23 protein-coding genes are annotated in these 24,964 nt (G+C 45.9%); 3 read left to right on the top strand and 20 right to left on the bottom strand.

The annotated features are described in order from the left end of the window. Nucleotides 1-33: 33 nt before the first annotated feature. The 7 genes from AUL54_RS13290 to degS form a co-directional block, all read right to left on the bottom strand. Nucleotides 34-453 carry a TIGR03826 family flagellar region protein gene (locus AUL54_RS13290; protein ID WP_047475784.1) on the bottom strand — a complete coding sequence of 140 codons (420 nt, stop codon included), beginning with the start codon at nt 451-453 and terminating at the stop codon, nt 34-36. Between the two features lie 73 nt (nt 454-526). After that, nucleotides 527-1,216, bottom strand: coding sequence for a phosphoribosyltransferase family protein (locus AUL54_RS21970; RefSeq protein ID WP_201025265.1), 690 nt, complete (start codon nt 1,214-1,216; stop codon nt 527-529). Between the two features lie 5 nt (nt 1,217-1,221). Continuing rightward, nucleotides 1,222-1,506 (bottom strand): late competence protein ComFB, encoded by a 285-nt coding sequence (locus AUL54_RS13280; RefSeq protein ID WP_016937770.1) that lies wholly within the window; start codon nt 1,504-1,506, stop codon nt 1,222-1,224. A 57-nt stretch (nt 1,507-1,563) separates the two neighbouring features. Next, entirely contained in the window at nt 1,564-2,949 is a 1,386-nt protein-coding gene (locus AUL54_RS13275; protein ID WP_060964145.1) for an ATP-dependent helicase ComFA, read from the bottom strand. A 107-nt stretch (nt 2,950-3,056) separates the two neighbouring features. Next, entirely contained in the window at nt 3,057-3,905 is an 849-nt protein-coding gene (locus AUL54_RS13270; RefSeq protein WP_060964144.1) for a DegV family protein, read from the bottom strand. Nucleotides 3,906-4,002: 97 nt separating this feature from the next. Then, nucleotides 4,003-4,692 (bottom strand): two-component system response regulator DegU, encoded by a 690-nt coding sequence (gene degU, locus AUL54_RS13265; protein WP_003219701.1) that lies wholly within the window; start codon nt 4,690-4,692, stop codon nt 4,003-4,005. Nucleotides 4,693-4,768: 76 nt separating this feature from the next. Next, complete coding sequence (gene degS / locus AUL54_RS13260; RefSeq protein WP_047475788.1) at nt 4,769-5,932, bottom strand: two-component sensor histidine kinase DegS; 1,164 nt, start codon at nt 5,930-5,932, stop codon at nt 4,769-4,771. A gap of 222 nt (nt 5,933-6,154) precedes the next feature. Here degS and AUL54_RS13255 point away from each other — a divergent pair, with 222 nt between their 5' ends. Further along, the gene (locus tag AUL54_RS13255) at nt 6,155-6,802 is read left to right on the top strand and encodes a YigZ family protein (RefSeq protein WP_007614107.1); all 648 of its coding nucleotides are present in this window, start codon (nt 6,155-6,157) and stop codon (nt 6,800-6,802) included. Between the two features lie 4 nt (nt 6,803-6,806). Then, a complete protein-coding gene (locus AUL54_RS13250) occupies nt 6,807-8,045 on the top strand; it encodes an LCP family protein (RefSeq protein ID WP_060964143.1) in 1,239 nt (412 codons plus the stop codon). Nucleotides 8,046-8,143: 98 nt separating this feature from the next. Here the strand turns inward: AUL54_RS13250 and AUL54_RS13245 are convergent, their stop codons facing one another. The 12 genes from AUL54_RS13245 to AUL54_RS13190 all read right to left on the bottom strand — a co-directional run bounded on the left by AUL54_RS13245 (nt 8,144) and on the right by AUL54_RS13190 (nt 22,466). Further along, nucleotides 8,144-9,220: a glycosyltransferase family 4 protein gene (locus AUL54_RS13245; RefSeq protein ID WP_060964142.1), complete on the bottom strand. Its 1,077-nt coding sequence runs from the start codon at nt 9,218-9,220 to the stop codon at nt 8,144-8,146. Nucleotides 9,221-9,352: 132 nt separating this feature from the next. Then, the gene (tuaH, locus tag AUL54_RS13240) at nt 9,353-10,549 is read right to left on the bottom strand and encodes a teichuronic acid biosynthesis protein TuaH (protein ID WP_060964141.1); all 1,197 of its coding nucleotides are present in this window, start codon (nt 10,547-10,549) and stop codon (nt 9,353-9,355) included. 19 nt (nt 10,550-10,568) lie between these two features. Further along, nucleotides 10,569-11,327, bottom strand: coding sequence for a teichuronic acid biosynthesis protein TuaG (tuaG, locus tag AUL54_RS13235; protein ID WP_060964140.1), 759 nt, complete (start codon nt 11,325-11,327; stop codon nt 10,569-10,571). 23 nt (nt 11,328-11,350) lie between these two features. Next, on the bottom strand, nt 11,351-12,031 hold the full coding sequence (gene tuaF, locus AUL54_RS13230; RefSeq protein WP_060964139.1) for a teichuronic acid biosynthesis protein TuaF: 681 nt from the start codon (nt 12,029-12,031) through the stop codon (nt 11,351-11,353). After that, nucleotides 12,028-13,515 carry a teichuronic acid biosynthesis protein TuaE gene (gene tuaE, locus AUL54_RS13225; RefSeq protein ID WP_060964138.1) on the bottom strand — a complete coding sequence of 496 codons (1,488 nt, stop codon included), beginning with the start codon at nt 13,513-13,515 and terminating at the stop codon, nt 12,028-12,030. The genes tuaF and tuaE overlap by 4 nt, the downstream gene beginning before the upstream one ends. Nucleotides 13,516-13,582: 67 nt before the next feature. Next, a complete protein-coding gene (gene tuaD / locus AUL54_RS13220; RefSeq protein ID WP_060964137.1) occupies nt 13,583-14,923 on the bottom strand; it encodes a UDP-glucose 6-dehydrogenase TuaD in 1,341 nt (446 codons plus the stop codon). Between the two features lie 4 nt (nt 14,924-14,927). Further along, nucleotides 14,928-16,124, bottom strand: coding sequence for a teichuronic acid biosynthesis protein TuaC (gene tuaC, locus AUL54_RS13215; RefSeq protein WP_060964136.1), 1,197 nt, complete (start codon nt 16,122-16,124; stop codon nt 14,928-14,930). Continuing rightward, nucleotides 16,121-17,569, bottom strand: a complete 1,449-nt coding sequence (tuaB, locus tag AUL54_RS13210; protein ID WP_060964135.1) for a teichuronic acid biosynthesis protein TuaB — start codon at nt 17,567-17,569, stop codon at nt 16,121-16,123. The genes tuaC and tuaB overlap by 4 nt, the downstream gene beginning before the upstream one ends. A 36-nt stretch (nt 17,570-17,605) precedes the next feature. Beyond that, nucleotides 17,606-18,265 carry an exopolysaccharide biosynthesis polyprenyl glycosylphosphotransferase gene (locus AUL54_RS13205; RefSeq protein WP_060964134.1) on the bottom strand — a complete coding sequence of 220 codons (660 nt, stop codon included), beginning with the start codon at nt 18,263-18,265 and terminating at the stop codon, nt 17,606-17,608. A gap of 218 nt (nt 18,266-18,483) precedes the next feature. Beyond that, nucleotides 18,484-19,974, bottom strand: a complete 1,491-nt coding sequence (locus AUL54_RS13200) for an N-acetylmuramoyl-L-alanine amidase (protein ID WP_060964133.1) — start codon at nt 19,972-19,974, stop codon at nt 18,484-18,486. A gap of 21 nt (nt 19,975-19,995) precedes the next feature. Further along, nucleotides 19,996-22,116, bottom strand: a complete 2,121-nt coding sequence (locus tag AUL54_RS13195) for a SpoIID/LytB domain-containing protein (RefSeq protein ID WP_060964132.1) — start codon at nt 22,114-22,116, stop codon at nt 19,996-19,998. Between the two features lie 32 nt (nt 22,117-22,148). Beyond that, nucleotides 22,149-22,466 (bottom strand): hypothetical protein, encoded by a 318-nt coding sequence (locus AUL54_RS13190; protein WP_016937755.1) that lies wholly within the window; start codon nt 22,464-22,466, stop codon nt 22,149-22,151. Between the two features lie 181 nt (nt 22,467-22,647). On the opposite strand from AUL54_RS13190, the gene tagU reads away from it, so the two are divergent. Further along, the gene (gene tagU / locus AUL54_RS13185; RefSeq protein WP_060964131.1) at nt 22,648-23,565 is read left to right on the top strand and encodes a polyisoprenyl-teichoic acid--peptidoglycan teichoic acid transferase TagU; all 918 of its coding nucleotides are present in this window, start codon (nt 22,648-22,650) and stop codon (nt 23,563-23,565) included. A 30-nt stretch (nt 23,566-23,595) separates the two neighbouring features. Here the strand turns inward: tagU and wecB are convergent, their stop codons facing one another. Next, complete coding sequence (wecB, locus tag AUL54_RS13180) at nt 23,596-24,735, bottom strand: non-hydrolyzing UDP-N-acetylglucosamine 2-epimerase (protein ID WP_060964130.1); 1,140 nt, start codon at nt 24,733-24,735, stop codon at nt 23,596-23,598. Between the last annotated feature and the right edge of the window lie 229 nt (nt 24,736-24,964).

Genomic DNA, 24,964 nt, shown 5'->3' with positions numbered 1-24,964 from the left:
TTTATCGACTGCGTTATCAGTTAGTTTAGGGAATCAGGTGTTTTTGGTATTATAGGCATAGTATGTGTCTTTAGTACCATTTTTCTCTTTGAATTCAGCAGCTGTTTTTTGGTTCATATGATCTAATTGCGACTCGATATCAGTCTGACAGGACTTGCAGAATTTCCCTGTCCTGATCGGATTTCCGCACCTTTCGCAAGGGTATGCCAAATTCGGAAGATGGCTGATTTGAATCCTTTTTTGTTTGATAAACTTGAGGATCAGCTCTTCTTCCACACCTGTTTCCTCAGTAATCTGCTGCATCGTCGACTGTCTGTTGATCTGCTTTCTTAAAAATTTATAGACGGTTTCAAATGCTTTTTCTTCTTCTTTAATACATGCCTGGCATACGGTCTGCAGGTTCGTTTTAAAAAATAAAGCATTGCATTTTGGACAATTTGCCAATTCACCCATCGTTTTAACTCCTATTCCTTCATTTATCTGCCTTATATTTCTATCAATTATATCGGCAGAAAAAATGAATGATTTAGCTCCTGATTAAAGTAAAAGAGGAGACCGATAACGCTTTGCCTGCTGTCAGCAGAGCTTCGGCAGCTTGATGCAGTGTGGCGCCCGTCGTATAAATATCGTCTATTAAAATGACGTTCATACCTTCGGCGGAGTTTTCAGCAGCTGAAAACTTTTTTTCTGCGGAGAGCCTTTCTGTTTTGCTTTTTTTGGATTGTTTTTCATTGTTCAGTCGGATGAGGGGGTAAATGACGGGCATTCCGAGCAGAGAGGCCAGCAGCTCGGATTGATTGAATCCGCGTTCCGCCAGCCGTTCGCCGCTCAGCGGAATAGGGACGAGGGTATGTGTATTTGACGGGTACGCCGCTTTATAGCCGGCAGCAAAATCACGTTCAAATGCTTGAATGATTTTCGCATCACCCCGAAATTTAAACCGGGTCAATGCATCCTTCATCGCATCATTATACAAATATACCGAACGGTTCTGCCGCAGTAAAAAGCGCTTTTCCGTTTTTGATTCCCGCGATATGCAATCAGCGCATTTTTCATTTGACTCCTGAGACCTTCCGCACAAACAGCATACGGGACCTTCAATTTTTTCGAATTGATTGCTGCATGCGCTGCATACCTCTTGTTCCGGTGCAAGGGAAAATAGAGATCTCCAGGTCAGTGAACTTGAAATTGGTGAATCACACAATAAACAATTCAGAGATATTACGCTCCTTCCCGATTTTCACAGAACTCGCTTGGTTTAACTGAAACAATCGCGGCTGATTCAGCCAGAATGACAAGCAGCGCCGTATTTTTCTGTTTATCAACCATCTCTGCTTTTGCATAAGCAACTTTCTTTTTATCAGTAACATATGCCGGTTCAGCCCGGTTTAATGAAAGAGCCAGTACATCATTTTTGCATACGCGGCATGTGCATTTCATATGAAGCTGAGGCATATGGCGGTCGAGAAGTTCCCTTAATATGATTTCTTTAGAATTGACAAGCATGTTGACAGCTCCTCATAGGAAAGTATGAGTATACTGTATCACGTTTTCTGAAATTAACTAGTCCAACAATTTACTTTTTTGTGCCAATTTGTTCATATGTTCTATATGTTTTTTTGCTTTTTTCATTCCGTTTGTCATTCCGAAATGAAACATGACGACATCACCGCTGAAATGTTTATAGTGCCTTCCCGTTCTGCCTGCGATCTGCACGAGCGCGCTCTCAGTAAAGATAGGTGCTTCCGCGCCGAGGACACATGTCTGAACTTTGGATACGGTAACTCCTCTTTCTAAAATCGTAGTTGTTACCAGCAGATCAAGCCGGCCGTCTCTGAACCGTTTCACTTTATCCTTTCTGAATGTGTCTTCCGCATGTACGCCTTCTGCGCGGATATTTAATTTCTGAAAATAATCCGTTGTCTTTTTCAATACGTGTACAGACGGAACGAATAAGAAAACCGGCAGCCGTGATTGAAGTTTTTGCCGGACCCAATCCGTTACTGAGTGCGGCAGTTTTCCTTTCTCAAGCTTCTTCTTCCAATTGCCGCACCATAAAAAACGCGGCTCCGGGAGAGGTTTTCGATGATATCTGGCCGGTATGCGGACGCTTTTCAGCAAACCGGCTTCAGCCTTCTTTTTTAATGCGTCTGAAGGAGTTGCCGTTACATAAACAAGGGCGCTGTTGTTCTTTCTGGCTTTATCAACCGCGAATCTTAATGTCTCATCGGCTGAAAAAGGAAATGCATCCACTTCATCTATTATCATGACATCAAAAATGTCCCGATATCGCATCAGCTGGTGAGCGGTTGAGATCATTAGCGGAGTTAAACTGCCTTTGTCTTCACTGCTGCCGTACAGAGCTGAAACTTCAACATTCTCAAATGCTTTTTTCAGTCTCGGCAGAAGTTCAAGCACGACATCTGTACGCGGAGTCGCGACACAGACCCGCAATCCGTGATTCAGTGCAAACTCTATACCCGGAAACAGCATCTCTGTTTTCCCTGATCCGCAAACCGCCCACACTAACAGTTCTTGTTTCTCTTTTATCGCTTTTATAAGCGCGCCGGCCGCCTGCTTCTGTCCGTCTGTCAGTGTTCCTTCCCAAGCAAGCTTTACAGGCTCCCAGCTGCTTTCTGAGGTTTGATTCCAAGAATATAATGACGTCAGTTCATCAGCCCTTCCCATTACGACACAGGCACGGCAATAGGTAATATGTCTTTTGGCAGAAGGCGCCCAGAATGCGGCAAAGCAGGCTTGGTCAGACTGGCCGCATCGGCGGCAGGCGTAACGGTTTTTCCTGCGGATAACAGACGGCTCGGCCGTTATATGTTCTTTTTCTATAAAAGAATTGATACGCTGATCTGAAAACGGTATCTCAGATCTCAACAAATGCCTGCCGTAAAAGAAATCCCTCACCTCTGAAAATTCTGAAGCATCTTCGGACATTTCTCTGCCTCCTTTCTGCTCAAAGTATGCCTGCCGGGAATTTTTTTGTCGAATCCCGAAAATTAAAAAACAAAAAAATCTCCGCCCTTGAAAACGGAGATTTCCACTTAGTTTTTAAAGCACCAGCCGATTCCGATGGCGCCTTCGCCCAAATGCGTTCCGATCACGGCACCGAAATAGCTGTTATAGAATTCGACATGAGGGTATTTACCGCTTAATTCTTGAATAATATCCGCGGCTTCTTCCTCCCTGTTTGCATGAATGACAGCTGCCCGCATCGGGATTCCTTTACTTGCATCCTCGCCAAACAGCTCGAAAATTCTAGAAATCGCTTTTTTGCGTGTCCGAATCTTCTCAAAAGGAACAATTAGCTTATTGTCAAAATGAAGAATAGGCTTTACCTTTAACAGACCGCCGATAAAAGCCTGAGCACTGCTTAGGCGCCCGCCCCTCTGCAGATGTGATAAATCATCAACCATAAAGTATGCACGGACTGTTTTCTTCATTTCTTCCAGCTCTTTTAAAATCTCTTTCGGAGAGTCAACACCGTCTTTAATAAGCTGTGCAGCTTTTAATGCATAAAAACCTTGTGCCAAACAGCTGATCTCTGAATCAAACGGATAAACTTCGATATTATCAACCATAGCGTTTGCCGAAGCGGCGCTGTTATAAGTTCCGCTGATTCCGCTGGACAAGTGTATGCTTATGACCGCATCATATGTTTTGCCCAGTTCTTCGTACAATGCGATCAATTCACCGAAAGAAGGCTGTGACGTAGTCGGCAGCTCATCATGATTTTTTACTTCTTTATAAAAGCTTCTCCAGTCGAGCTCTGTTTCTTCGCGGAATGTTTTTTCACCGAAAACCACTTGAAGAGGAATCATATGAATATGATGTTCATCTCTCATCTCTTTCGGAATATATGCTGTACTGTCTGTTACAACTGCAATATTCATCACTTTACCTGCCTTATTAAGTACTTAATAAGTATTTTAATAGATATGAAGCTGTAAAAAAAGACTTGCCTATTATGGCAAGTCTTCTCATACATGACTAACGCATCTCTACCCAGCCGTTTTTAATGGCTACGACAACAGCTTGTGTCCGGTCGTTAACGTTCATTTTCTGCAAAATATTACTCACGTGGTTTTTCACTGTTTTCTCACTGATAAACAATGATTCACCGATTCCGCGGTTGCTTTTTCCGTCTGCAAGCATTTGCAGCACTTCACATTCCCGTCTCGTTAATATATGTAATGGTCTCCGAATTTCCGGATAAACCTCATGCTGAGGATGAGCGGAAACTCCGCTTGTCGCAAGACGTCGGAATTCGTTGACAAGATTGTGGGTTACTTTCGGGTGAAGGTACGAACCGCCTTCGGCTACTACTTTCACTGCCTCAATTAAAGTATCCGCGTCCATCTCTTTCAGGAGATAGCCTCTTGCGCCTGTTTTTAAAGCATGGGTCACATAGTTTTCATCATCATGGATGGAGAGGATAATCACCTTAGATTCAGGGTACAGCTCAACAAGCTGTTTAGTAGCCTCTACTCCATTTACATTCGGCATATTGATGTCCATTATGACGACATCGGGATGATAATGCTCGACGATACGAGCCGCTTCATCTCCATCGTCACCTTCTGCTACCACTTCAAAGGTAGGTTCAAAATCCAATATTCTTTTTACACCCTCACGGAATAGTTGATGGTCGTCGATAATAACAATATTTACTTTAGTCACACGCTACGCCTCCTTATCCTATTGTTCTATATACGCCGCTGTTCGGTCAATATGTCTTTTGGCTCTATTTAACAAATTATAGGCCGAGAGATAACGGAACCTTAATCATGATAAATGTCCCAAGACCTATTTTAGAGTCTATCGTTATCGTTCCTTCAAGCAGATCTACTCTTTCTTTCATTCCCAGCAAGCCGAATGACTTGTTTTTCTTTTGTTTAGCTTCCTTAATATCAAAGCCTTTTCCGTTGTCCTTAATGATAAGAACGACAAAATCAGCGGTTACTTCCACTTTTACCGTAATTTCCTCTGATTCTGAATGTTTGAGAGCATTTGTGACGGCTTCCTGAGCGAGACGGAAAAGCGCCACTTCAAATTGCGGGGCAAGCCTTTTGTTCTCCGTGTCTCCGATACACTGAAAATGTATTTTCACCTTTCCGTTGTATTCTTCAGTTGTATAAAGATATTTTCTCAGCGTCGGAATCAGCCCTAAATCGTCCAATGCCATCGGTCTTAAATCATATATAATCCTTCTGACTTCGTAAAGGGCATTCCGCACATTCTGCCGAAGATTTCTGATTTCCTGAAAGCCGTCCTCCGTACCGCGGTCGCGGAAGATCCGTTCTATCAATTCCGATCTCATCATGACATTTGCCAGCATTTGCGCGGGACCGTCATGAATTTCTCTGGAAACTCTTTTTCTTTCTTCCTCTTGGGCTTCGATAATTCTTAAACCGAAATCTTGTTTAGCCTGCGCATCGGCAAGCAGAAGCCCTACTTGGCGAAGGTCTTGATTCAGGTAATTCAGAACGACGGTTATTTGGCTGACCAATGATTCTGACCGTTCAATGATTTCCTGAAGCCCTAAAAGCCGGCGTTCCAAATCATCCCTGCGCTCCCGCAGCTGTTTTTCACGCTGCTGAATCATCGTCAGTTCCACTTGAAGTTTGTGCGCCTTTTCATAGGCGTTGCGAATTTCTTCTTCGCTGAACTTATGGAAATTCCTGCTTACTTCAGACAAACGGTTTCTTGCGTGCCGAGTATGAACTTCAAGTTTGTCGCCCAGCTCAATCACTTCGTAGACCTGCTGTTTGATCTGTTTAAGTTCTTCGACCAGCTGCTCATATTGCTGGCGCGACTGCTCTCCGATTTGAAAAACCTCGTCTTTGCTCCCGTCCACGGTTTTCAGCATTTTCATGAGTATAGAATCCAAAACTTTGGAGTCCATCTTCGATTTATTCATCTGTCTCCCTCCGTAACGGTGTTGTTATGTATTTTTATTATAAATGTAATTGAACTGCAATTTATGTCGAATTATAATGAAAGAATGCGTATATTCTAGAAAAAAACATTTTTATATAGTATCTTACTCTTTCATGATACCAAAATATGCGCAAAAATTCTAAAGTCTGTTCGAATTTGTAGAAACAAGTCTTTTAATGCTTGTCAGGAGGGTCCAGCAATCATGCTGCACAGCTATTTAACTGTTAAAGAAACGGGTGAACACGAGATTGTGATTGAAAAATCACGTTTCATCTGCCACCTGAGCCGTGCTGCTTCTGAAGAGGAAGCGCAGGAATTTATACAAAAGATAAAAAAACAGCACTGGAATGCGACTCATAACTGCTCAGCTTATCTGATCGGAGAAACGGATCATATACAAAAGGCGAATGATGACGGAGAACCAAGCGGCACAGCAGGCGTACCCATGCTGGAAGTGCTGAAAAAACGCGGCCTGAAAGATACCTGCGCGGTGGTTACCCGGTATTTCGGCGGAATAAAGCTCGGAGCAGGCGGATTGATTCGTGCATACGGGAAGTCAGTGTCTGAGGGGTTAAATCATATAGGGGTTACGGAGCGGAAGCTGATGCGGATTATGCATACATCGGCGGATTATACGTGGCTCGGCAAGATAGAGAATGAATTGAGGGAGTCAGTTTTTTTACTGAAGGATATCCATTATGCAGATCACGTCGAATTTGAAACGTACGTTGAAGAAAAAGACAAAGACGAGTTTATAAAATGGATGACAGAACTGACGAACGGCAAGAGTAAGAATACAGAGGGAGAACTGACGTATTTAGAAACAGACGTCAGCCCTAAAGGAGACTAATGTAATGGCTGAACGTGTAAGAGTGCGTGTTCGAAAGAAAAAGAAAAGCAAACGAAAGATTATTTTCAAGCGAATTTTGCTGCTGCTTACCCTCGTTTTGTTAGTCGCTGCCGGGGTCGGCGGGTATAAAGTATACAAAACGATCAATGCGGCAGATAATGCATATGATGCCCTTTCCCGCGGAGATAAATCAAAACTTCGGGATGAAGTCATAGATATGAAGAAAAAACCGTTCTCCATTTTGTTTATGGGGATCGAAAATTATGCCACTAGCGGAAAAGGCGGACGATCAGATTCTCTTATTGTCGTTACCCTTGATCCGAGAAATAAAACAATGAAAATGCTGAGTATTCCGCGTGATACGCGGGTGACGCTTGCCGGCGACACAACCGGTAAAAAATCAAAAATCAATGCGGCTTTTGCTAAGGGCGGAGCGGATGAAACCGTGGCGACCGTAGAGGACTTGTTAGACATTCCGATTGATAAGTATGTCACTGTGGATTTTAACGGATTTAAGGATGTTATTGATGAAGTTGGCGGAGTCAATGTAAAAGTGCCGTTTGACTTCGACGAGATGAGTGACGTCAGTAAAAAGAAACGGATTTACTTCAAGAAAGGAAACATGCATTTGAACGGTGAGCAGGCTCTGGCTTACGCGCGGATGAGAAAGCAGGATAAGCGCGGAGACTTCGGCCGGAATGACCGTCAAAAGCAAATCCTCAATGCACTGATCGACCAAATGTCGAAGGCTGGAAATATTGCTAAAATCGATAAAATCGCTGAAACAGCGAGCAATAACGTACAAACGAATATCCGAATCACTGAAGGGCTCGCTCTTCAGCAGATTTACAGCGGCTTTACCAGCAAAAAAATTGATACACTGTCCATTACAGGATCAGATTTATATTTAGGCGGCGGCGGAACCGCATCTACGGGCGGAACGTATTATTTCCAACCGGATCCGGCCAATCTCGAAAAAGTACGGCAAACCTTGCAGAAACATTTAGATTACCCGTCCGGAAACGGCACCGCTGCCGATTCTGCTTCTGACAGCACCGGAACGGACAGTACGACTGGTTCAACTTCCGGCGGCACAGGAACAGACGACGGGACGACTGATTCGACTTCCGGCAGCACGGGAACCGGCGGCACAACTGATTCAACCAGCGGTACTCCAGGTGCAAACGGAACGGACAGCACACAGTCCGAGAGCACAAATTCAAACGGCACAACAGGCTATTAACAGCAAACCCGATCCTTTGAGAAGGATCGGGTTTTTCTATATAATAAGAGAATAGAAGAATCCATAAAAAAGCAGACCATTCGCATGATCTGCTCTTTTTAATTTTTCTTTACCAATCTCTTGTAAAACTTGGTAAATGGTTTAAATTGTTCATTTACTAACCCTGTGACCTCTGCTATGATTTGCATAAATACAATCAATACAAAAATAATAAACAGCGAAAGCCATATGGTCGCGCTTTTCAGCAGGATTGCACTGATGCTGAAAATAAAGCCGATTAAATAAATGATGATGACAGCCGTACGGTGTGAAAGCCCGAAGGCCATCAGCCGGTGGTGTATATGTGACTTATCAGGCGCTGAGATCGGCTGTTTGTTTAAAATCCGCCTGATGACAGCGAATGTCGTATCAAAAATCGGCACGCCCAAAATAATGATCGGAATGATGATACTGAATAAAGTAACGCTTTTATAAAGACCCAATAATGAGAGTACTGAGATGACGTATCCGAGAAAGAGCGATCCGGTATCTCCCATAAATATTTTTGCCGGGTGAAAATTATAAAATAAAAATCCGAGTGTGCTTCCTATCACTACGAGAGAAAGTGACAGAATCAGGATTTTGCCTCCGGACAACGCCATTACTGCAATGGTGGACAGTCCGATGACTGACAGGCCCGCAGCGAGTCCGTCCAAACCGTCTATCAGGTTCATCGCGTTCGTGATACCGACGATCCATAACACAGTCAGCGGGTAAGCGATCCATCCCAATTCTAAACGTTCCGTTAAAAACGGCACGGAGAAAAAGTCCATTTTCAGTCCCGTGCTCACAATCATAATGGCCACGGCTAACTGGACGAAAAACTTTACCTTTGCGCTTAATTGGTATTTATCATCAAGGATTCCTAAAATAACAATAATAAACGCGCCCACCGTGATAGCGGTCATCTTCGTTTCATTATATATGCCGGCCGCGAGCACCCCTGCCGCTACGCCGATAAAGATAGCCAATCCGCCCATACGGGGCATTATTTTATCATGTACTTTTCGGTTGCTGGGCTGGTCAACTGCACCTATTTTGATCGCAATTTTTTTCACGATAGGAGTTAGGATTAAAACCGTTAGCAGAGAGACAAAAAACGCAACAACTATGCGAAACATGCGTTCGTCAAGCATAAAGAAGTCTCCTTTGGAATTATATGAAGTCTTTTCTGATATTGAACCGTTCCTTCCATTATAATTCTTACTAGTTATTATAACAAGCATCATCAAAAAGAAACACGCAAATCAAAAAATGCGCTTTCCCTTTTAATGGGATTGCGCATTCTTCAATATACCCGTGCATTCGAGCATTCGGCCGAATAAAACGTTCCAATCCCGTCTCCGGGCCAATTCACGGCGCAACGCCTCATATGATCCGCTCCGTTCCGATGCCAGCAGAGCGTCGCAGGCTGCGATGAAATCTGCGGGGTCGCTGCCTTCAACGTATTCATAAACGAAAGGCCTTTTGATTTTTGCCGTAGAAGTAAGGTTGCACCCGACAACCGGTTTCCCGGCAGCTAAAAATTCAAAAAGCTTGAGCGGAAATACCGCGTCATTATAAGGAGAATTTTTATAAGGCATAATGCCGATGTCGACGAGCTGCATATAGGACGGCACTTCATTCGGCGCGGCGGGTCCCGTCCAGATAACATTCGGGCGCTCCAGAAGCGACTTGAAATCCGGGTCATCCTGAGCCGTGTTCGGGCCTACCAATAAAATCGTCCAGTCCGGCCGTAAATCTGCCGTTTCCGCCAAAAGCGCGAAATCAAGCTTCGGTTTGATTCCGCCGATAAAACCGAGAACGTTTCCGTTTCTTCCCCGTAAAATGTCTGCATCCGGCTGTTGATTTTCCCGTGAAAACAGGTCATATTCCACTCCGTTTTCAATGGTGAACACTTTCTGGCGCGGATTCTCCAGCTTTTTTCCGACCTCCTGGTGCAGAAAGTCAGATGTGCAGGTAATGGAATCCGCCCGCTGAATGATTCTCATTTCCGCCTGTTTAATGATGTTTCTTCTTACATTTGACAGCACACCGGCACGGCCGCTGATCGGAGCGGCCCACAGATCGCTGCAATCGTAAATGACTTCATCCCAAGGGTAAAGATCTGATAAAAGCGGAAAACCGGGGAAGGTGTACCATAAGCAGCAGCGGGCCCCTTCTCCTTCTTCCTTCAGCACGGCCAGCAACGGTGAAAGCTTATGCCTGTAACACATATCTGTATACCTGCCGAATCGGAATGCTTTTTGCCTGAAGAGATCCTTTACCGCGAACTGCCGGATTCCCTCGGAAATTCCGGTCATCTGTCCGTCATTTGCCCGCGGAGACGGACATACCCAAATGACGCTTTTCGTTTCTTTTTGCCGTGCGAGAAATTCAGCCAGCCGGTGCCGTCTGTATCTCAGCCGGTCATGACCCCATTCCGCCGCTCCGACGATTACGTGAACAATCGGTTCCACCTTCATCACCCAGCCCCTCTTACGCCTACAGCCTTTTCATGACCGCGTTTTTCGCATATTGCATAAAACACCATGAAGCCTTGATAAAGTGCAGGCGCTCAATTTCTCTATAGACAAACCATGTTTTTTTGGCGGCTTTCCACTTGTTGCTTGAAATCGAATTCTGCACAAGTCTGTATTCTGAAAGACACTCATTCAAGCCGTAAGCTGTAAATCCCCTTTTCAGCAGGGAAAGCCAAGTCGCCAAATCCTGCCGCGTTCTGATATCAGGCATTTGAATCTGCCCCGTCTGCTCTCTGTCAATCATGACCGTTAAACATCCGATAATCGTGTTTTTTAAAGCTTCATCATATGACAGGCTTTCAGGCGCTTGAATCGTTTTATCCGTCGGCGTTCCGTCCTGCTCCATGACGCTGTAGCCCGTGAATGAAAAGGCGCAGGACCGCTCTGACATAAACGTCAGCTGTTTCTGAAGCTTTTCCTTCTTCCATCTGTCATCGCTGTCCAAAAATGCGACATAACGCCCCTCGGCATGCTCGAGGGCTGTATTTCTGGCAGCCGCGGCTCCCTTGTTCTCGTCTAAATAAACGACGCGGATCCGCTCATCCTTTTGTTCATATTGCCGTAAAATATCTCTCGTTCCGTCCGTTGAACAATCATCCGCAATGATCATTTCCCAATGCGGATGGCTTTGATGTAAAACGGATTGAATCGTGTCTTCGATATATTCACTTGCATTATAAGACGGTGTAATGACAGATACGAAAGGTTTCCAGTTTGTCATGGTCACATCTCCATCGCAGATTTTTAAAAGGACTCTCTAAAAAACTCAGGAATGACAATGAACATAAATGCAACTGCAATGCCGATCAAAACACCCAGAACCGCTTTCTTTTTCGGCGGCATGCCTTGTCCCGCCGTTTCACTCACCGGCTCTGAATTGATGACGGCGGCTGATTTCAGGTTCAGCTGTGTATTTTTCAATTCGTATAAAAATCGTTCCTTATCCACTTTGGCATCCGCGCTGACGGTTTCTCCTTCAAGTGCATCAATGCTCTGCCGGACCACTTTTGCCCGTTTCTCAAACAGCTCCTGATCATTCTTCAGAAATGTCTTCATGACGGCCTGAAACACCGATTCGGTCTCCTGCTTGTTTTGATCGCTGTAGCTGACCGTGATCAATGAATCTGATTGTGTTTCGACAGTCAGTTTACTTTTCACGGCCGTCCTTTCTTCGTCTGTTTTGTCAGGCAGAGCCTGTTTTAAAAAAGCATCGCTCGTCAAAAGGAGCGGAATTTCTTTTGTGTTGTTATAAAGCGGATGATCATAGTTTCCGGCGGCAATCGCGGCTTCCGATGTGAAACTGCTGCTTCCGGTGATTTTTGACGGCAATAGATAACCCGCCGCCCCCAGCACTACGGGCAGCGCAATGATCCAAATGATATTCTTTTTGATACGCCGGATTATTCTTGTCAACATATCCTTCATCTCGCATCTCCCTGTTTTTCATAGTACGCCGTAACGGCAGGCTCCTTTTGTAAACGCCTCAGAATATTGACCGCCGCAATTACGAGTGAGAGAAATACCCAGTGGAAAAATAAATTTGATACGGAGCTTGGGCTGATGCTGCTTACCAAAAAACCGGCCATTGCCGTGATGAGTCCTTCTGTGATCAGTCTTGACTGATTTACCGATTTTCTTTCATGGCATTTATAAAGTGTCCAAAAAAGGTACAAATAGACTGTCAAATAGCCGAGCATCGCAAGCACGCCGAAGTTCGCCATAATCTCGACGAGCCAGTTATGCACCTCAACTACGCCGCCCGTATCATAAACGGGCTCGGCTTTTAAATAGTACGAGACGTTTCCGGCACCCACTCCGAACCCCCAGGAATCAATCACGTAGTAAAAGGCGTTCTTTAAAAGATTCGCCCGCGCGAGGTTCGATGGAAGCGGGTGCTGTCCCGGCATCGCCTGCGGAGCTGAAAACAGATTCAAGACGGCATTTGTGATACGGCCCGCAAATAAAACCGCAAACAGCGCAGCACCCGCTCCCGCTGCGTACAGCGCGAGTTTTTTCAGCAGAGAAGGCAGCAGGATAAAGACGTATACAGCCGCCCCCGCGCATATGCCCAGCAGGCTCGCGCGCGAACCGGTCAACATGATTAAATACAAAGCGCTGATCGCAAAGAGCAGGCTGACGGCTTTTACATAGCCGTTTTTCACATTTTTCACCGCCGCCGCGTACAGAAAGAAACTGATGCACAAAAACGTCGCAAAATCATTTTGATTAAAGAAAACGGACGTCGGATAATGCTGTTTGTACTGCGGCCCGTTATAAAGCGTAGAACTCGGCAGTTGGTGGTGAGTAAAATGGTTGTAAAAGCCGATCGCCATCACAAAAATGGTCATCACAAGCCATATGCCGTAAAAAACCATCAGCTGATCAAAGCGCTGAATAAACATGACGATGAGATAAATCAGAAACATGCCCATCGCCATTAAAGCTAAATATTTGATCCCGTACGTCACGGATTTTGCCCACAATAACGATATGAGACCGTATGTAAACCATAAGGCGAAGAACATCAGGATGCCTTTTACATTCACCCGATTCCATCTGTCAATATGATGACGGTTTGTCAGGATGCCGGCGATGTGAAGAGCACCCGCCCCGATTAATAACAGACGGTATATAAATAAGCTGAAAAACCCGAGATGGATCGCAAAGAAGGCCTGATTTAAAAATGTACACGCGATCAAGACATAAATGAGCCCCATAAACATCTGACCGTTTGCGGTAAAGGCGGATAGCAAAGCAAGACCGGCAATCCCGATCATGGCGGCAAGCAGCAGCACGGTGATTGTTCCGAAGCCGGCATCCGCCCTGACCGCCTCCACCATGATAAATCCTCCTGTAATGACAGCGGCAAGCAGCACAAGAACATGTGCCGCTGAACGTTTGATAATCACATGGCAAACCCCTTTCCAAAACCGGCAGCCGAGCCGGGCCGCCGAGAGCCTGAAGACAAATCTTTTTCTATCTTGCCAGTTCTTTTATTTGCCGATCGGCATGAACCGCCGGACGTCCGACGGAATGATAAGTGAATCCTGAAACCCGCATATATTCCAGCGGGAACATATTTCTGCCGTCAATGATGACCGGCTGTTTGAGCAGCTGCTTCGCCCTCTGAAGATCCATCTCCCTGACTTCCGGCCAATCGGTTGTAATCAGGCATGCATCCGCATTTTTGATGGCGCTGTACAGCTCTGTGTAATAGTCAATGCCGCCGTTTCCTAATGCCGCAGACGCTTCGGGAATCGCGATCGGATCATACGCTTTTACGTGAGCGCCCTGCTCTTTAAGATGCGGAATGATATCAAGAGCCGGGGCGGAGCGGACGTCATTTGTGTGCGGTTTAAAGGCCAGCCCCAGTACGGCCACGGTTTTCCCTTTTACCGAACCGATGGCGCGGTTTAATTTTTCCGTTATTAGAACCCGCTGCTTCTGATTGGTTTCTATGACGGCTTCCATCATTTGAAACGGATATCCGGCGCTGTTTGCGATATGCAATAAAGCCGTTGTATCTTTCGGAAAGCAGGACCCGCCGAACCCGATGCCCGCCTGGAGAAATTTATTCCCGATCCGGCTGTCAAGGCCGACGCCTTCTGACACGTGAGAAATGTCCGCGCCGACACGTTCGCAAATATTTGCGATATCGTTAATAAAAGATATTTTGGCGGCTAAAAAAGCATTTGCGGCATACTTAATCATTTCCGCGCTTTCAAGATTGGTCTTCACGATCTTCGTACGGAACGGCTTGTGAAGCTCTTCAATAACCGAAGCGGCATGTTCGCTTGTGGCGCCGATGACCGCCCGCTCCATCTGCATCGTATCCCGCACCGCCGAGCCTTCGCGGAGAAATTCAGGATTTGACGCGACATCAAACGGATATTTCCCCTTCGACGCTTCGCTGACGATTTGGTAAACGAGCTTTCCCGTCCCGACCGGAACGGTGCTTTTGCTGACAATGATTTTGTATCCGTTCAGCTGTTCCCCGATTGTTTGCGCCGCGGCCTTGATATAGGTCAAATCGGCTTCACCCGTCTTTGACATCGGTGTACCGACGGCAATATAGATGATATCAGCGGCTTTCACAGCCGGCCCAATTTCTGCCGTAAAGGACAAATGCCCGGCACTGACGTTTTTTTCAGCTAATTCCTCAAGCCCCGGTTCATATATCGGGATAACTCCGTTTTGCAGGCTTCTGATTTTCGCTTCATTGATGTCACAGCAAGTCACATGATGGCCGATTTCAGCAAAACAAGTTCCAGATACGAGACCTACATACCCTGTTCCTAATACAGCGATTTTTTTCACAGCTTCATCCCTCTTTCGAAAGGTTCTCCTCTTGCCCGGCCCGATTCATGACGGTCCGGTATTTCTCTTTCAGCGCTTTTGCGTTTTGGCTTGCGTCAAAATACGTGCGGACGGTTTGATAAAGTTCTTCGGCTGTTTGCGTTGTCCATGCCTCTCCTTTTTCATATTGCAGGATGGATTCCGCCAGCGTTTCGGGTGAACCCGGTCTGATCAGCAGCCCCCGGTGTTTACCGAATAAAGAAGCCGCTCCTCCGACATCAGTGCAGAGCACCGGCACCTTCAGAGCAAGCGCCTCAATGACCACGGTCGGCATGCCTTCACTGTAAGACGGCAGGGCCATGATATCCGACGCCAGCAGATAGTCCTGTATCTTGTCATTCGGCACTTGCCCCGTGACGATGTGAGCGGCTTCCCGCAATGAGGATGCGGCGGGTCCGTCACCGACAAAGACGGCTTCAAATCTTTCATCCAATGACTGAACGGCTTTTGATAAGTCGAAAACGCCTTTCTCTTTGACAAGCCTGCCGATGAACACGATCAGCTTTTTATCCGGAGGAAGGCCGAGGCGTTTTCTGATGGCTTCTTTCGTCTCGTTTCTTTTTTGGAAGGCGTCAAGCGTGATGCCGATCGGAAGCACGCTGCAATCCGCTGCGCTCAGCTTCTTCATTTGTTCACGCAGACTGCCGCTGACGGCATAAATGTCGGCAGCCTCCCGCACCGCAAATGTGAATGCGCGATGAGCGCTTTTGCTGTAATGCGGATAGACATTGACATCACTGCCATGCAAGGTCAGGACATACGGAATTCCCAGGGCCTTTGACACAATGGCGGCCGCTCCGCCTGACGGCATGGCGAAATGCGCGTGAATCAGATCAGGCTTCAGACCGTTCTTTTTGATCGCAGAAAGAACCGATGCCGCCATTCTTTTATGCGGCTGCGCCCATTTCAGCTGCCCGGGGACCGCCTGATAAAACGGCCGGTGTACGGACACGCCTTTCCGCCATTCATGCGCAGGCCTTATATCCTTTTGCCGATATGTCTTTTTCAGCAGCCGGAATGGCGCGGCGAGTTTCGGCCGCGGACAGATGACGGTCATCTCCGCGCCAAGCTTTCTCAGTTCTTGCGCCTGTGTTTCATGAAAAACGCCTTCCCCCGGCTTTTCACTGCTCGGATAGACACTTGTCATCCACAATACCTTCATAGCAAACGCCCTTTTCTTAATTTACTTTTCATCTGCGGATAAGCTTTGATTAAAAGAAATAAATAACACAATGCGCCGCAGGCTACTGAGATCGCCAGACGCAGCTTTACATCAAGGCTGATCCGCTCCGTTCCGAGGCTGGCTGTAAAGGCGATGACACCCATCGCCGCCGTAAGCAGAAACGGTTTGGCCACGGCTTTGAAGTAAGCCGACAGCCGCAGCTTAATGACATATGCCAACAGCCAGCGGCCGATCAGGAAATTCAAGATGCTGATGAATGCGTACGTCCAGGCTACCGTCAAGAGATTTCCGGACAGCACGGCGGCGTACAATGATGCACCATACAGCAGCATCACCCCGGCGTCCCAATAAAACGCCAGATCGGCCCGCCCTTTTGCCAGCAGCACAGATCCGTTCGGGTTCATCAGGACCCTTAAAATCCCGACAATGGCGAGAACATTTAAGACCGGGACAGCCGCCAGCCATTTTTCTCCGAATACCGACGCCACGAATGCATCCGACACTGAAACCAAACCGAGCAAAAGCGGAAAGGATATCAGCGCGAGCATTTTGGTCATATTGAGAAAGCCTTCTCTGATGGCGCTGTTTTCATGCTTGTTTTTCGCAAAGACGGGAAACGCGACTCTTGTAATGATCGGATTAATTTTTAATACCGGAAGCGTGACTATCTGATAGGCCAGATTATAAATGCCAAGGGCCTCGGCGCCGATAAAACTGCCGATCAGAATCATATCAGTATTCGCCCCGAGCCGGTTCACAAGCCGGGAAGACAGCTGAAAGGCTCCGAAAGAAAAGAAGCCTTTCATTCCCTTCAGATCAAAAACGAACGACGGACGCCATGTTTTTCTGCAGGCCATCCAGTACAGAATCCCCTTCGACGATTGCAGCAGCACCTGTGAAATCACATATGCGAGAATCGGGTCCGTATAAAAAACCGCAGCCGCCAAGTAAACGAAGGACAGCACATTTGAAAAGATTTCAATTTTGCTTAACGTGTTAAATGCCAGCGCTTTTTGCAGCATATACTGATATTGCTGACCGATCGGTGCGATTAAAAACATGACGGCCAGCACGCGGACTAAATAGTCAAGCTCCTCCCGCTGATAAAAATCAGCAATGAGCGGGCTGCTGAAAAACAGCAGCGCAAACAGTGCAAGCCCTGTTATGATATTCAGCCAGTACAAGGAAGACATCTGTTTTTCAGTGACATGATCTTTTTGAATGAGCGCGGCGCCAAACCCCATATCAAGCGCAATTTGGGCAAACACCGCTACCGTTGTGATCATGCCGACAAGGCCGAATTCAGCCAGTGACATGACCCGCCCGAGCAGGGCGAATTGAACGATTTGAATGACCGTAATACACGCTGTCGAAATACTTGTCCATTTGGCGCCGCTCAAAATTTGATTTGTAATACTAGGCATCGTTTTCCCTACTTTTTTGTCTGCTGACCAGAATTTTTATCGTGCCCCGTCACCGGTCCAGATTACTTTGCACGTTTTGAGCATAATCTTCAGTTCCAATGAAAAGGTCAGGTTGCGGATATAATATAAGTCAAACATCAGCTTTTCCCTCGGTGTCATGTCATATCCCCCATTGACCTGCGCCCAACCGCTTAATCCCGGCTTAACAGCCAGCCGCTCCGTAAATCCCGGGATTTCTGCCTGAAACTGTTCCGTAAACACGGGCCGTTCGGGGCGCGGGCCGATCAGGCTCATTTCTCCCCGAAGCACATTTACCAGCTGCGGCAGCTCATCAATACGGGTCCTTCTGATAAAAGCGCCGACCTTTGTCACGCGGGGATCCTTTTTCAGCGCCCAGACCGCACCCGATTTTTCAGCATCTATTTTCATAGAGCGGAGCTTATACAAATAAAACGGCTTCCCGTCTTTGCCTACCCGCTCCTGCTTATAAAAAGCCGGGCCGGGCGACTCCAAACGAATCAGTATGGAGAACAGGCCTATTATCGGAAGCGCCGCCAAAAGCCCCGCAAGCGCAAACACAATATCCATGAATCGCTTAAAAGCCAAATAACGGGCCGTTCTTTCCGTTACGGCAGCGGAAGTCCCCTGCCGCACTGCATAGTTATTATTTACATTCATGCTTTTCTCTGCTCCCACTGACACACACCTCACGATTTGTTGGGATGTTTGATGACCTATGCCGTGAGTTTAGCAGATGGATGTTAATTGGAAGTAAAGGAAACGTTAATGTTTATTAGAATGTTTCGATTATTGTTTTTTTATTGTAAATCTATTCATATCCATATTTGAGTCAAACCATAATGAAAAATAAAAAAACAGACCGGTATGAATCGGTCTGTTTTAAATGGAAAATACTATCTGAAATAGGAGGAAACGCCTTGGGTGATCCCCGCCGCGAGTCTGTCCTTTTTCGTTGATTGTTTTAAAATATTGGCATCAATCGGGCTTGTGACAAAACCGGTTTCTAACAAGACACTCGGCATTTTAGAATACTTAATGACGTAAAATCCGGCAGTTTTCACACTGCGGTCACGCGTGCCGAGAGCAGAAACCATTCTCGGCTGAATATTTTGGGCAAGCCTCAGACTGTTTGCGGATTGGTAGGTTGGATCATAATATGTCTCCGTACCGTTTGCACTGCTGTTATCATTCGCGTTTGCATGGACGCTGATGAAAATATCGGCGTTCGCCTTCGCCCCTTTGCTCACTCTCTCCTCAAGCGAATCAAAGGTGTCGCCTGTCCTCGACATTACAGTAAGCGCACCCGCACCGTATAATTGATTGTTTAGGCGTGTTGCGATATCAAGGTTCACATTTTTTTCAAGCAGGCCATTGCCCGTTGCTCCTGAATCCTGGTAGCCGTGTCCCGGATCAATAAAGACCGTTTTGCCGACAACTGGATTTTTAAGCTGCGATGCCGCATTGTTGCTTAAAGATGATGCACTCCCTATGACGGTGAAGCTGGTGATGCGTTTACTTCCGATATACGTCCGGACGTCCTTTGACAGACTGTCCCCATTCGTCATGAGGTGAACTCTTCCCTGTTTGGCACTTAAAACGCCTGCGACAATGGTATCCGGCTCTTTAAAACCATTGGTAACAAACGTATAGCCTGTGCTGAGGCCTGTCTTTTTCGCAAGATTCACAGACAGGTTATAGCGGTTTTTGCCGCTGACTCTTGAAGGATTCGGCAGCTTATTGTAAAGTGAGCTGCTGATGCTGCCGGTGCCGCCGATGACAATCGTATTTTTAATCCCCAGGCTTTTGATCGCATTTGACGTGGATCCATTCAGTGTTGAATCATTGGTAAATAAAATCGGATATTTTTTCGCAGATGCATAAGAAATCGCAGCCATCCCATCTGCATCAACAAACCCGTTTACCACTAAGGCTGTAGAAGATCTTGTCATTTCACCCGCCACTTTTGCGGCTGTGGCATATCTCGTGCTTCCTGATAAACGTTTGACGCTGATGCCTAATTTAGCAATTTGATTCTCGGTATTTTTCGAAACGGCAGGTGTACCGCCTACGATAATCACATTTTTCGTTTTTAAATCAATTAATCCCTTTTTTGTGCCGGCAGACAGCTGATCTTTATTGGTAAACAGCAGCGGCGCATTTTTTTGATATGAAAGCGGCGCAGCAGCAATCGCATCGGCATATGAAGTTCCGCCGGTGATAATAACCGTTTTTGCTTCGCTCCATGATTGTTTTGCCGCCTGTACAGCCGTATCATACCGGGTGCTTCCGCCGATCCTTTTGACCGTATTGTCAGCCAAAGCGGACGGGACAAAAAGAATGACCCCGAGAATGAAGACAGGGAGACATTTTATGATGAATTTCAATCCGATCTCCTCCACAGAAGTTTAGTAGTTTGTAAGTGCTGTATTAGGATAATAGAACGCAAGAATAGAAGTATACGGCTCTCCGGCCTCCGCTCTTTCTCTCGCTCCGTATTGACTCATTCCCACGCCGTGTCCGTATCCCTTTCCTGATATCGTGATTTTCGCAGAATCAGCGGACGCACTGGCGTATGTACTTTTAAAAGATGAAGCTCCGATCATCGTTCTGAGTTCTGACGCCTTCACCTCAAAGGATGCAGTCTTGTTCATGACATAGCCTTTCGACTTGTCATTCACATGGTATGTCACCTTCACCGCGGCGTCTTCTGCCCGCTGCCCTTTTGTTTTTCCGGTGAGCGAGAGATCAGAGATGCTTGCAATTTTTATGGAATTTGCATTGGTTTCTTTATTTTTCATCAGCCAATTTTTTATTCCGTTGAGCTGCGCAGCATTTGCTTCGTTTGTTTTGGACCACCAGGATGCGGGGTTTTTCATATCCAGACCTGCTGGCAGCTGCTGTTTCTGCAATGTTAAAGACCAGCTGATTTCCGGATCTTTTGTATCCTTTTTGGCTACTAAATACGGCACTTTTGAGCCCCATACTTCATCGCCGGCTTCAGTGTAGCCGCCATTGCTTGACGAGTAGGTGGCATCTATCAATCTGCCGGAATAAGTGAGCACTTTCCCCTTTGTTCCGTCAACGGCTGCGGTGGCGTTTGGATACCAGCTGTATCCCCCGTACACCTGAAAAGCCGTTGAATCCGCAACTGTTTGTCCCGTCTTGCTGATAGAGTAGGTGCGGGCGGCAACAGCCTGAGCCTTCAGCGCTTCTGTCGGCCAGCTTCCCGGCATTTCATTCGGCAGGACACCTTTCAAATAATCCTCAAAAGGAATGTTTTCATTTACAGGTCTTACATATTTGCCGGATTCCGCAGAAAAACTCATATTCCCCAAATACGGTTTTCCGTCAATGCTGATTGTGTTCGATGTTGAATATTTTTCAGGAACCGCCTTGAAAGACGTTTTTCCGCTGTTAATACCGGCAACGCCTAGTTTGCCGCCGGATGTTTCAATGCGGTACGTTTTCCCGTTTACGAGATAAAACTCTTTTGCGTAAGCATCCTTAACTGAATCTGCAATTGAATTCGTGCTGCCTATTAATGTATAAGAATAGGTGCCTTTTGCTTTAAAAAGGCTGGCTTCGTCGGCCGGCGTTTCACTTTTTTTGATGTATACAAGCGGCATATGATTTGCGGCGGCAATATTCGAGCCGACAACGATGTCCGCTAATTTTGTCCCGTTGGCAGCAACTGCTTTGCTTACATCCATGCCCAGCGAAGTGACTGCATTTGCTGATATTTGATATCTGTTTGAACCGGTAATTCTTTTTGTCACTGAAGCTTTCTTTTTAATTTGATTCTCCACATCTTTGCTGACGCTTGAAGTGCCTCCCATGATGATCACTTTTTTAGGCAGACTGTAGCTCGGGAGGGAGTCTTTTTTCGTCAGGAGAATCGGATAGCCGTTTTGCGCGGCATAAGGTGCGATTGCCAGCGCATCCGTATAAACATCTCCGGTTACTACGATTGCCTGGTCATAGCTGCCCATTTCGGCCGCGATATTTTTGGACAGATCATATCTGTTTTTTCCGCTGATCCGTTTCGTGCGGCCGTATTTTTTCAATGTTTTTTCCGCAGCTGACGAAATACTGTTCGCCCCGCCGATGATTAAAATATTATCCGGGTTGTATTTTTTGATTTGCGCTTCCGTGCTGCTGCTGAGTTTTTTCGATTCAGTCAGCAGAACAGGCGCTTTCAGTTTATTCGCTAAAGGAATGACGGAAAGCGTGTCCGCAAAATAAGCATCCGTATTAACGACGACTACGTTGGACGGATTTTTCCAATACTTTGATGTCGCGGCGTTTGCCGTATCATATTTGGATGCGCCTCCCAATCTGACAACGGAGGACACACCGCTTCCCGTCAGTTTATAAGTTCCGGAAGGTTCGATATTCAGAGTCGATTTATTACCAATATAATTCGTCAGTTTTACTGAGATATCAGAACTGGCCGCAAAAGTGCTTTCCGGTAATAAAGCCAGGCTGAATATCACAGAAAAACAGACAGCCCATATTGTTTTCTTCAATTTTTATCCCGCCTTTTGCTGATCATGATGTATTATTTTGCTTTCTCGATTTCCTTGATCTCTTTTTGGCCTTTATCATTTGTGAAATAAGTAATGCTGACTTTGTCATTTTCGCTGAATTTATTCAGAACATCAGAGAAGTCGTCAGAAAATTCAAAGCTGACAGGCTGATCATCGACTTTTACTTCAATTGTGTGCGTATCCGCCATACCGACATAATATGCCGTTTCTTTTTGAGCCTGCGTTTCCGAAGAACCGCTTCCCTTCTTTGATTGATCCGCCGTTCCGCATGCTGCTAACACAACTGAAAAAAGCAGTATTAAGAACGAAGCTGCAACAGTTTTTTTCATTTTTTTCACCTCATCTTTATGTATCGTCTTATACTAACTTTTTTTTAAGGTAATTTTAAGGTCTTTTTGTAACCTTTTTTTTAAGAATTTCGTCTATTACACGGTTAGAAGTAAAAATATGACTGGGTTTATAAAGATTAGTAAATTGCATCGTGAAAGTTAATAGAAAAGGTGATGACAAATGAGGGCTGAACGAAAAAGAAAGAAGAAAAAAGTTCTTCTGACAATCGTAACGATCATCGGGCTGTTAGTTTTATCATCAGGAGGCTACGTCTACTACTTGTGGCACAAAGCAGCTTCAACGGTGGCAAGCATTCAGGAAGACTTAAAAAAATCGGACAAACGTGACACAGATATAGATCTCGGAAAGAAGGACCCGATTTCTGTTTTAATCATGGGCGTCGATGAACGGAAAAATGATAAGGGGCGCGCGGATACGATGATTTATATGACCGTCAACCCTAAAACGAATACAACAGAAATGGTCAGCATTCCGCGTGATACGTATACGAAAATCTCCGGCAAAGGTACGATGGATAAAATCAACCACTCCTATGCTTTCGGCGGGACGCAGATGGCCGCGGATACCGTCGAGGACCTGCTTGACGTGCCGGTAGATTATTTTGTGAAAGTAAACATGGAGAGCTTCAAAGATACGGTGGATACACTCGGCGGGATTACGGTGAACAGCACGTTTGCCTTCAACTACGACGGGCACTCTTTCGGAACGGGGAATATCAGCCTGAACGGTGAAGAAGCACTCGCCTACACGCGTATGAGAAAAGAAGATCCCCGGGGGGATTTCGGCAGGCAGCAGCGCCAGCGCCAAGTGATTGAAGGGATTATATCTAAAGGGGCAAACATCTCGTCTGTCACGAAATTCGGAGATATGTTTAAGGTCATTGAAAACAATATGAAAACAAACATGTCATTCGATGATATGTGGACGGTTATGACTGACTATAAAAACGCCCGCGGCAAAGTTATTCAGCATGAACTGAAGGGAACGGGAACGAGAATCAACAATATCTATTATTACAAATTAGATGAAGCAAGCCTCGCTTCAGTCAAAAAAGAATTAAAAGAAAGCCTGAAATAATAAAAAACTCTGCATGCGATGCAGAGTTTTTTATTCTGTAAAAGGCTGCGGACGTTTTTTTCTATAGCCGTACCGATAAAGCAGCTCCTCCGCAATCCGTTTTGACGCAGATCCGTCACCATAGGGGTTGGACGCCTTTGACATCCGTTCATATTCGGCCTGATCGGTTAAAAGCCGTTTTGTCAGCTGATACACGGTTTCCTCATCTGTGCCCGCAAGCTTTAATGTTCCTGCTTTCACTCCCTCTGGGCGTTCGGTTGTATCCCGGAGCACCAGCACCGGCTTACCGAGGGAAGGCGCTTCCTCCTGCACTCCGCCTGAGTCGGTCATAATGAAATGGGCTTTCGCAGCGAAATTATGAAAATCCACAACCTCCAGCGGCTCTATTAAATGCACTCTGTCCGAATCAGCGAAATGGGCTTCTGCGGCCTCACGTACTGCGGGATTCAAATGGACGGGATAAACGACTTGTACGTCCTCAAACTCTTCAATGACTCTTCTGACAGCCTTAAACATCTGTTCCATCGGCCTTCCTAAGTTCTCACGTCTGTGCGCTGTCAGGAGGATCATCCTGCTTCCGTCCAGTTTCTCAAAAATCGGATGAAAATAATCTTCCCGCACTGTCGTTTGAAGCGCGTCTATCGCCGTATTTCCCGTGACAAATATAGAATCCGGCTTTTTATTTTCCGCAAGCAGATTCTGTTCAGCCTGGCTTGTCGGCGCAAAATTCACATCAGCGATCACGCCCGTCATCTGCCGGTTGATTTCCTCAGGGAAAGGAGAGTATTTATTTTGCGTACGCAGACCGGCCTCCACATGGCCGACCGCGATTTGATGATAAAAGGCGGCAAGGCTTCCCGCGAAAGTTGTCGTCGTATCTCCGTGGACCAAAACGATATCTGGTTTTACTTCTTGGAACAGCTTGTCCAGTTTCAGCAAGGCGTGAGATGTAATTTCAGAAAGCGTCTGACGCTCTTTCATAATGTTCAAATCATAATCAGGCTTAATGCTGAATGCTTCAAGCACTTGATCCAGCATCTGTCTGTGCTGTGCGGTTACAGTCACCAGTGAATCAATTTCCGGATATTTTTCAAGCTCTAACACGAGCGGAGCCATTTTAATTGCTTCAGGTCTTGTACCGAATACGGTCATTACTTTTAGTTTTTTCAACGGTTTGTCTGCACCTCGTTTTATATGTCGGATATTCCCTTCATGTTAACATATTTATGCCGTTTCTTAGATATTGTAAAGCTTAACGGCAAACAAAGCAAAATCCTTTACAAGACTCTTTGAAAGCGGATTAAAAGGTGTGAATTTTAATCAATTGTGGTAAAGTGGAAAAAGACTAGGTTATAGTTCTGAAAAAAAGATTCAGCAGAAACAAGGATGGTGTTATTCA

The organism is Bacillus sp. SDLI1, from assembly GCF_001553895.1.
GTDB classification, from domain to species: Bacteria; Bacillota; Bacilli; order Bacillales; family Bacillaceae; genus Bacillus; species Bacillus siamensis.
The sequence above is the reverse complement of the archived record's forward strand: the minus strand, read 5'-3'. Positions and strand labels throughout refer to the sequence as shown.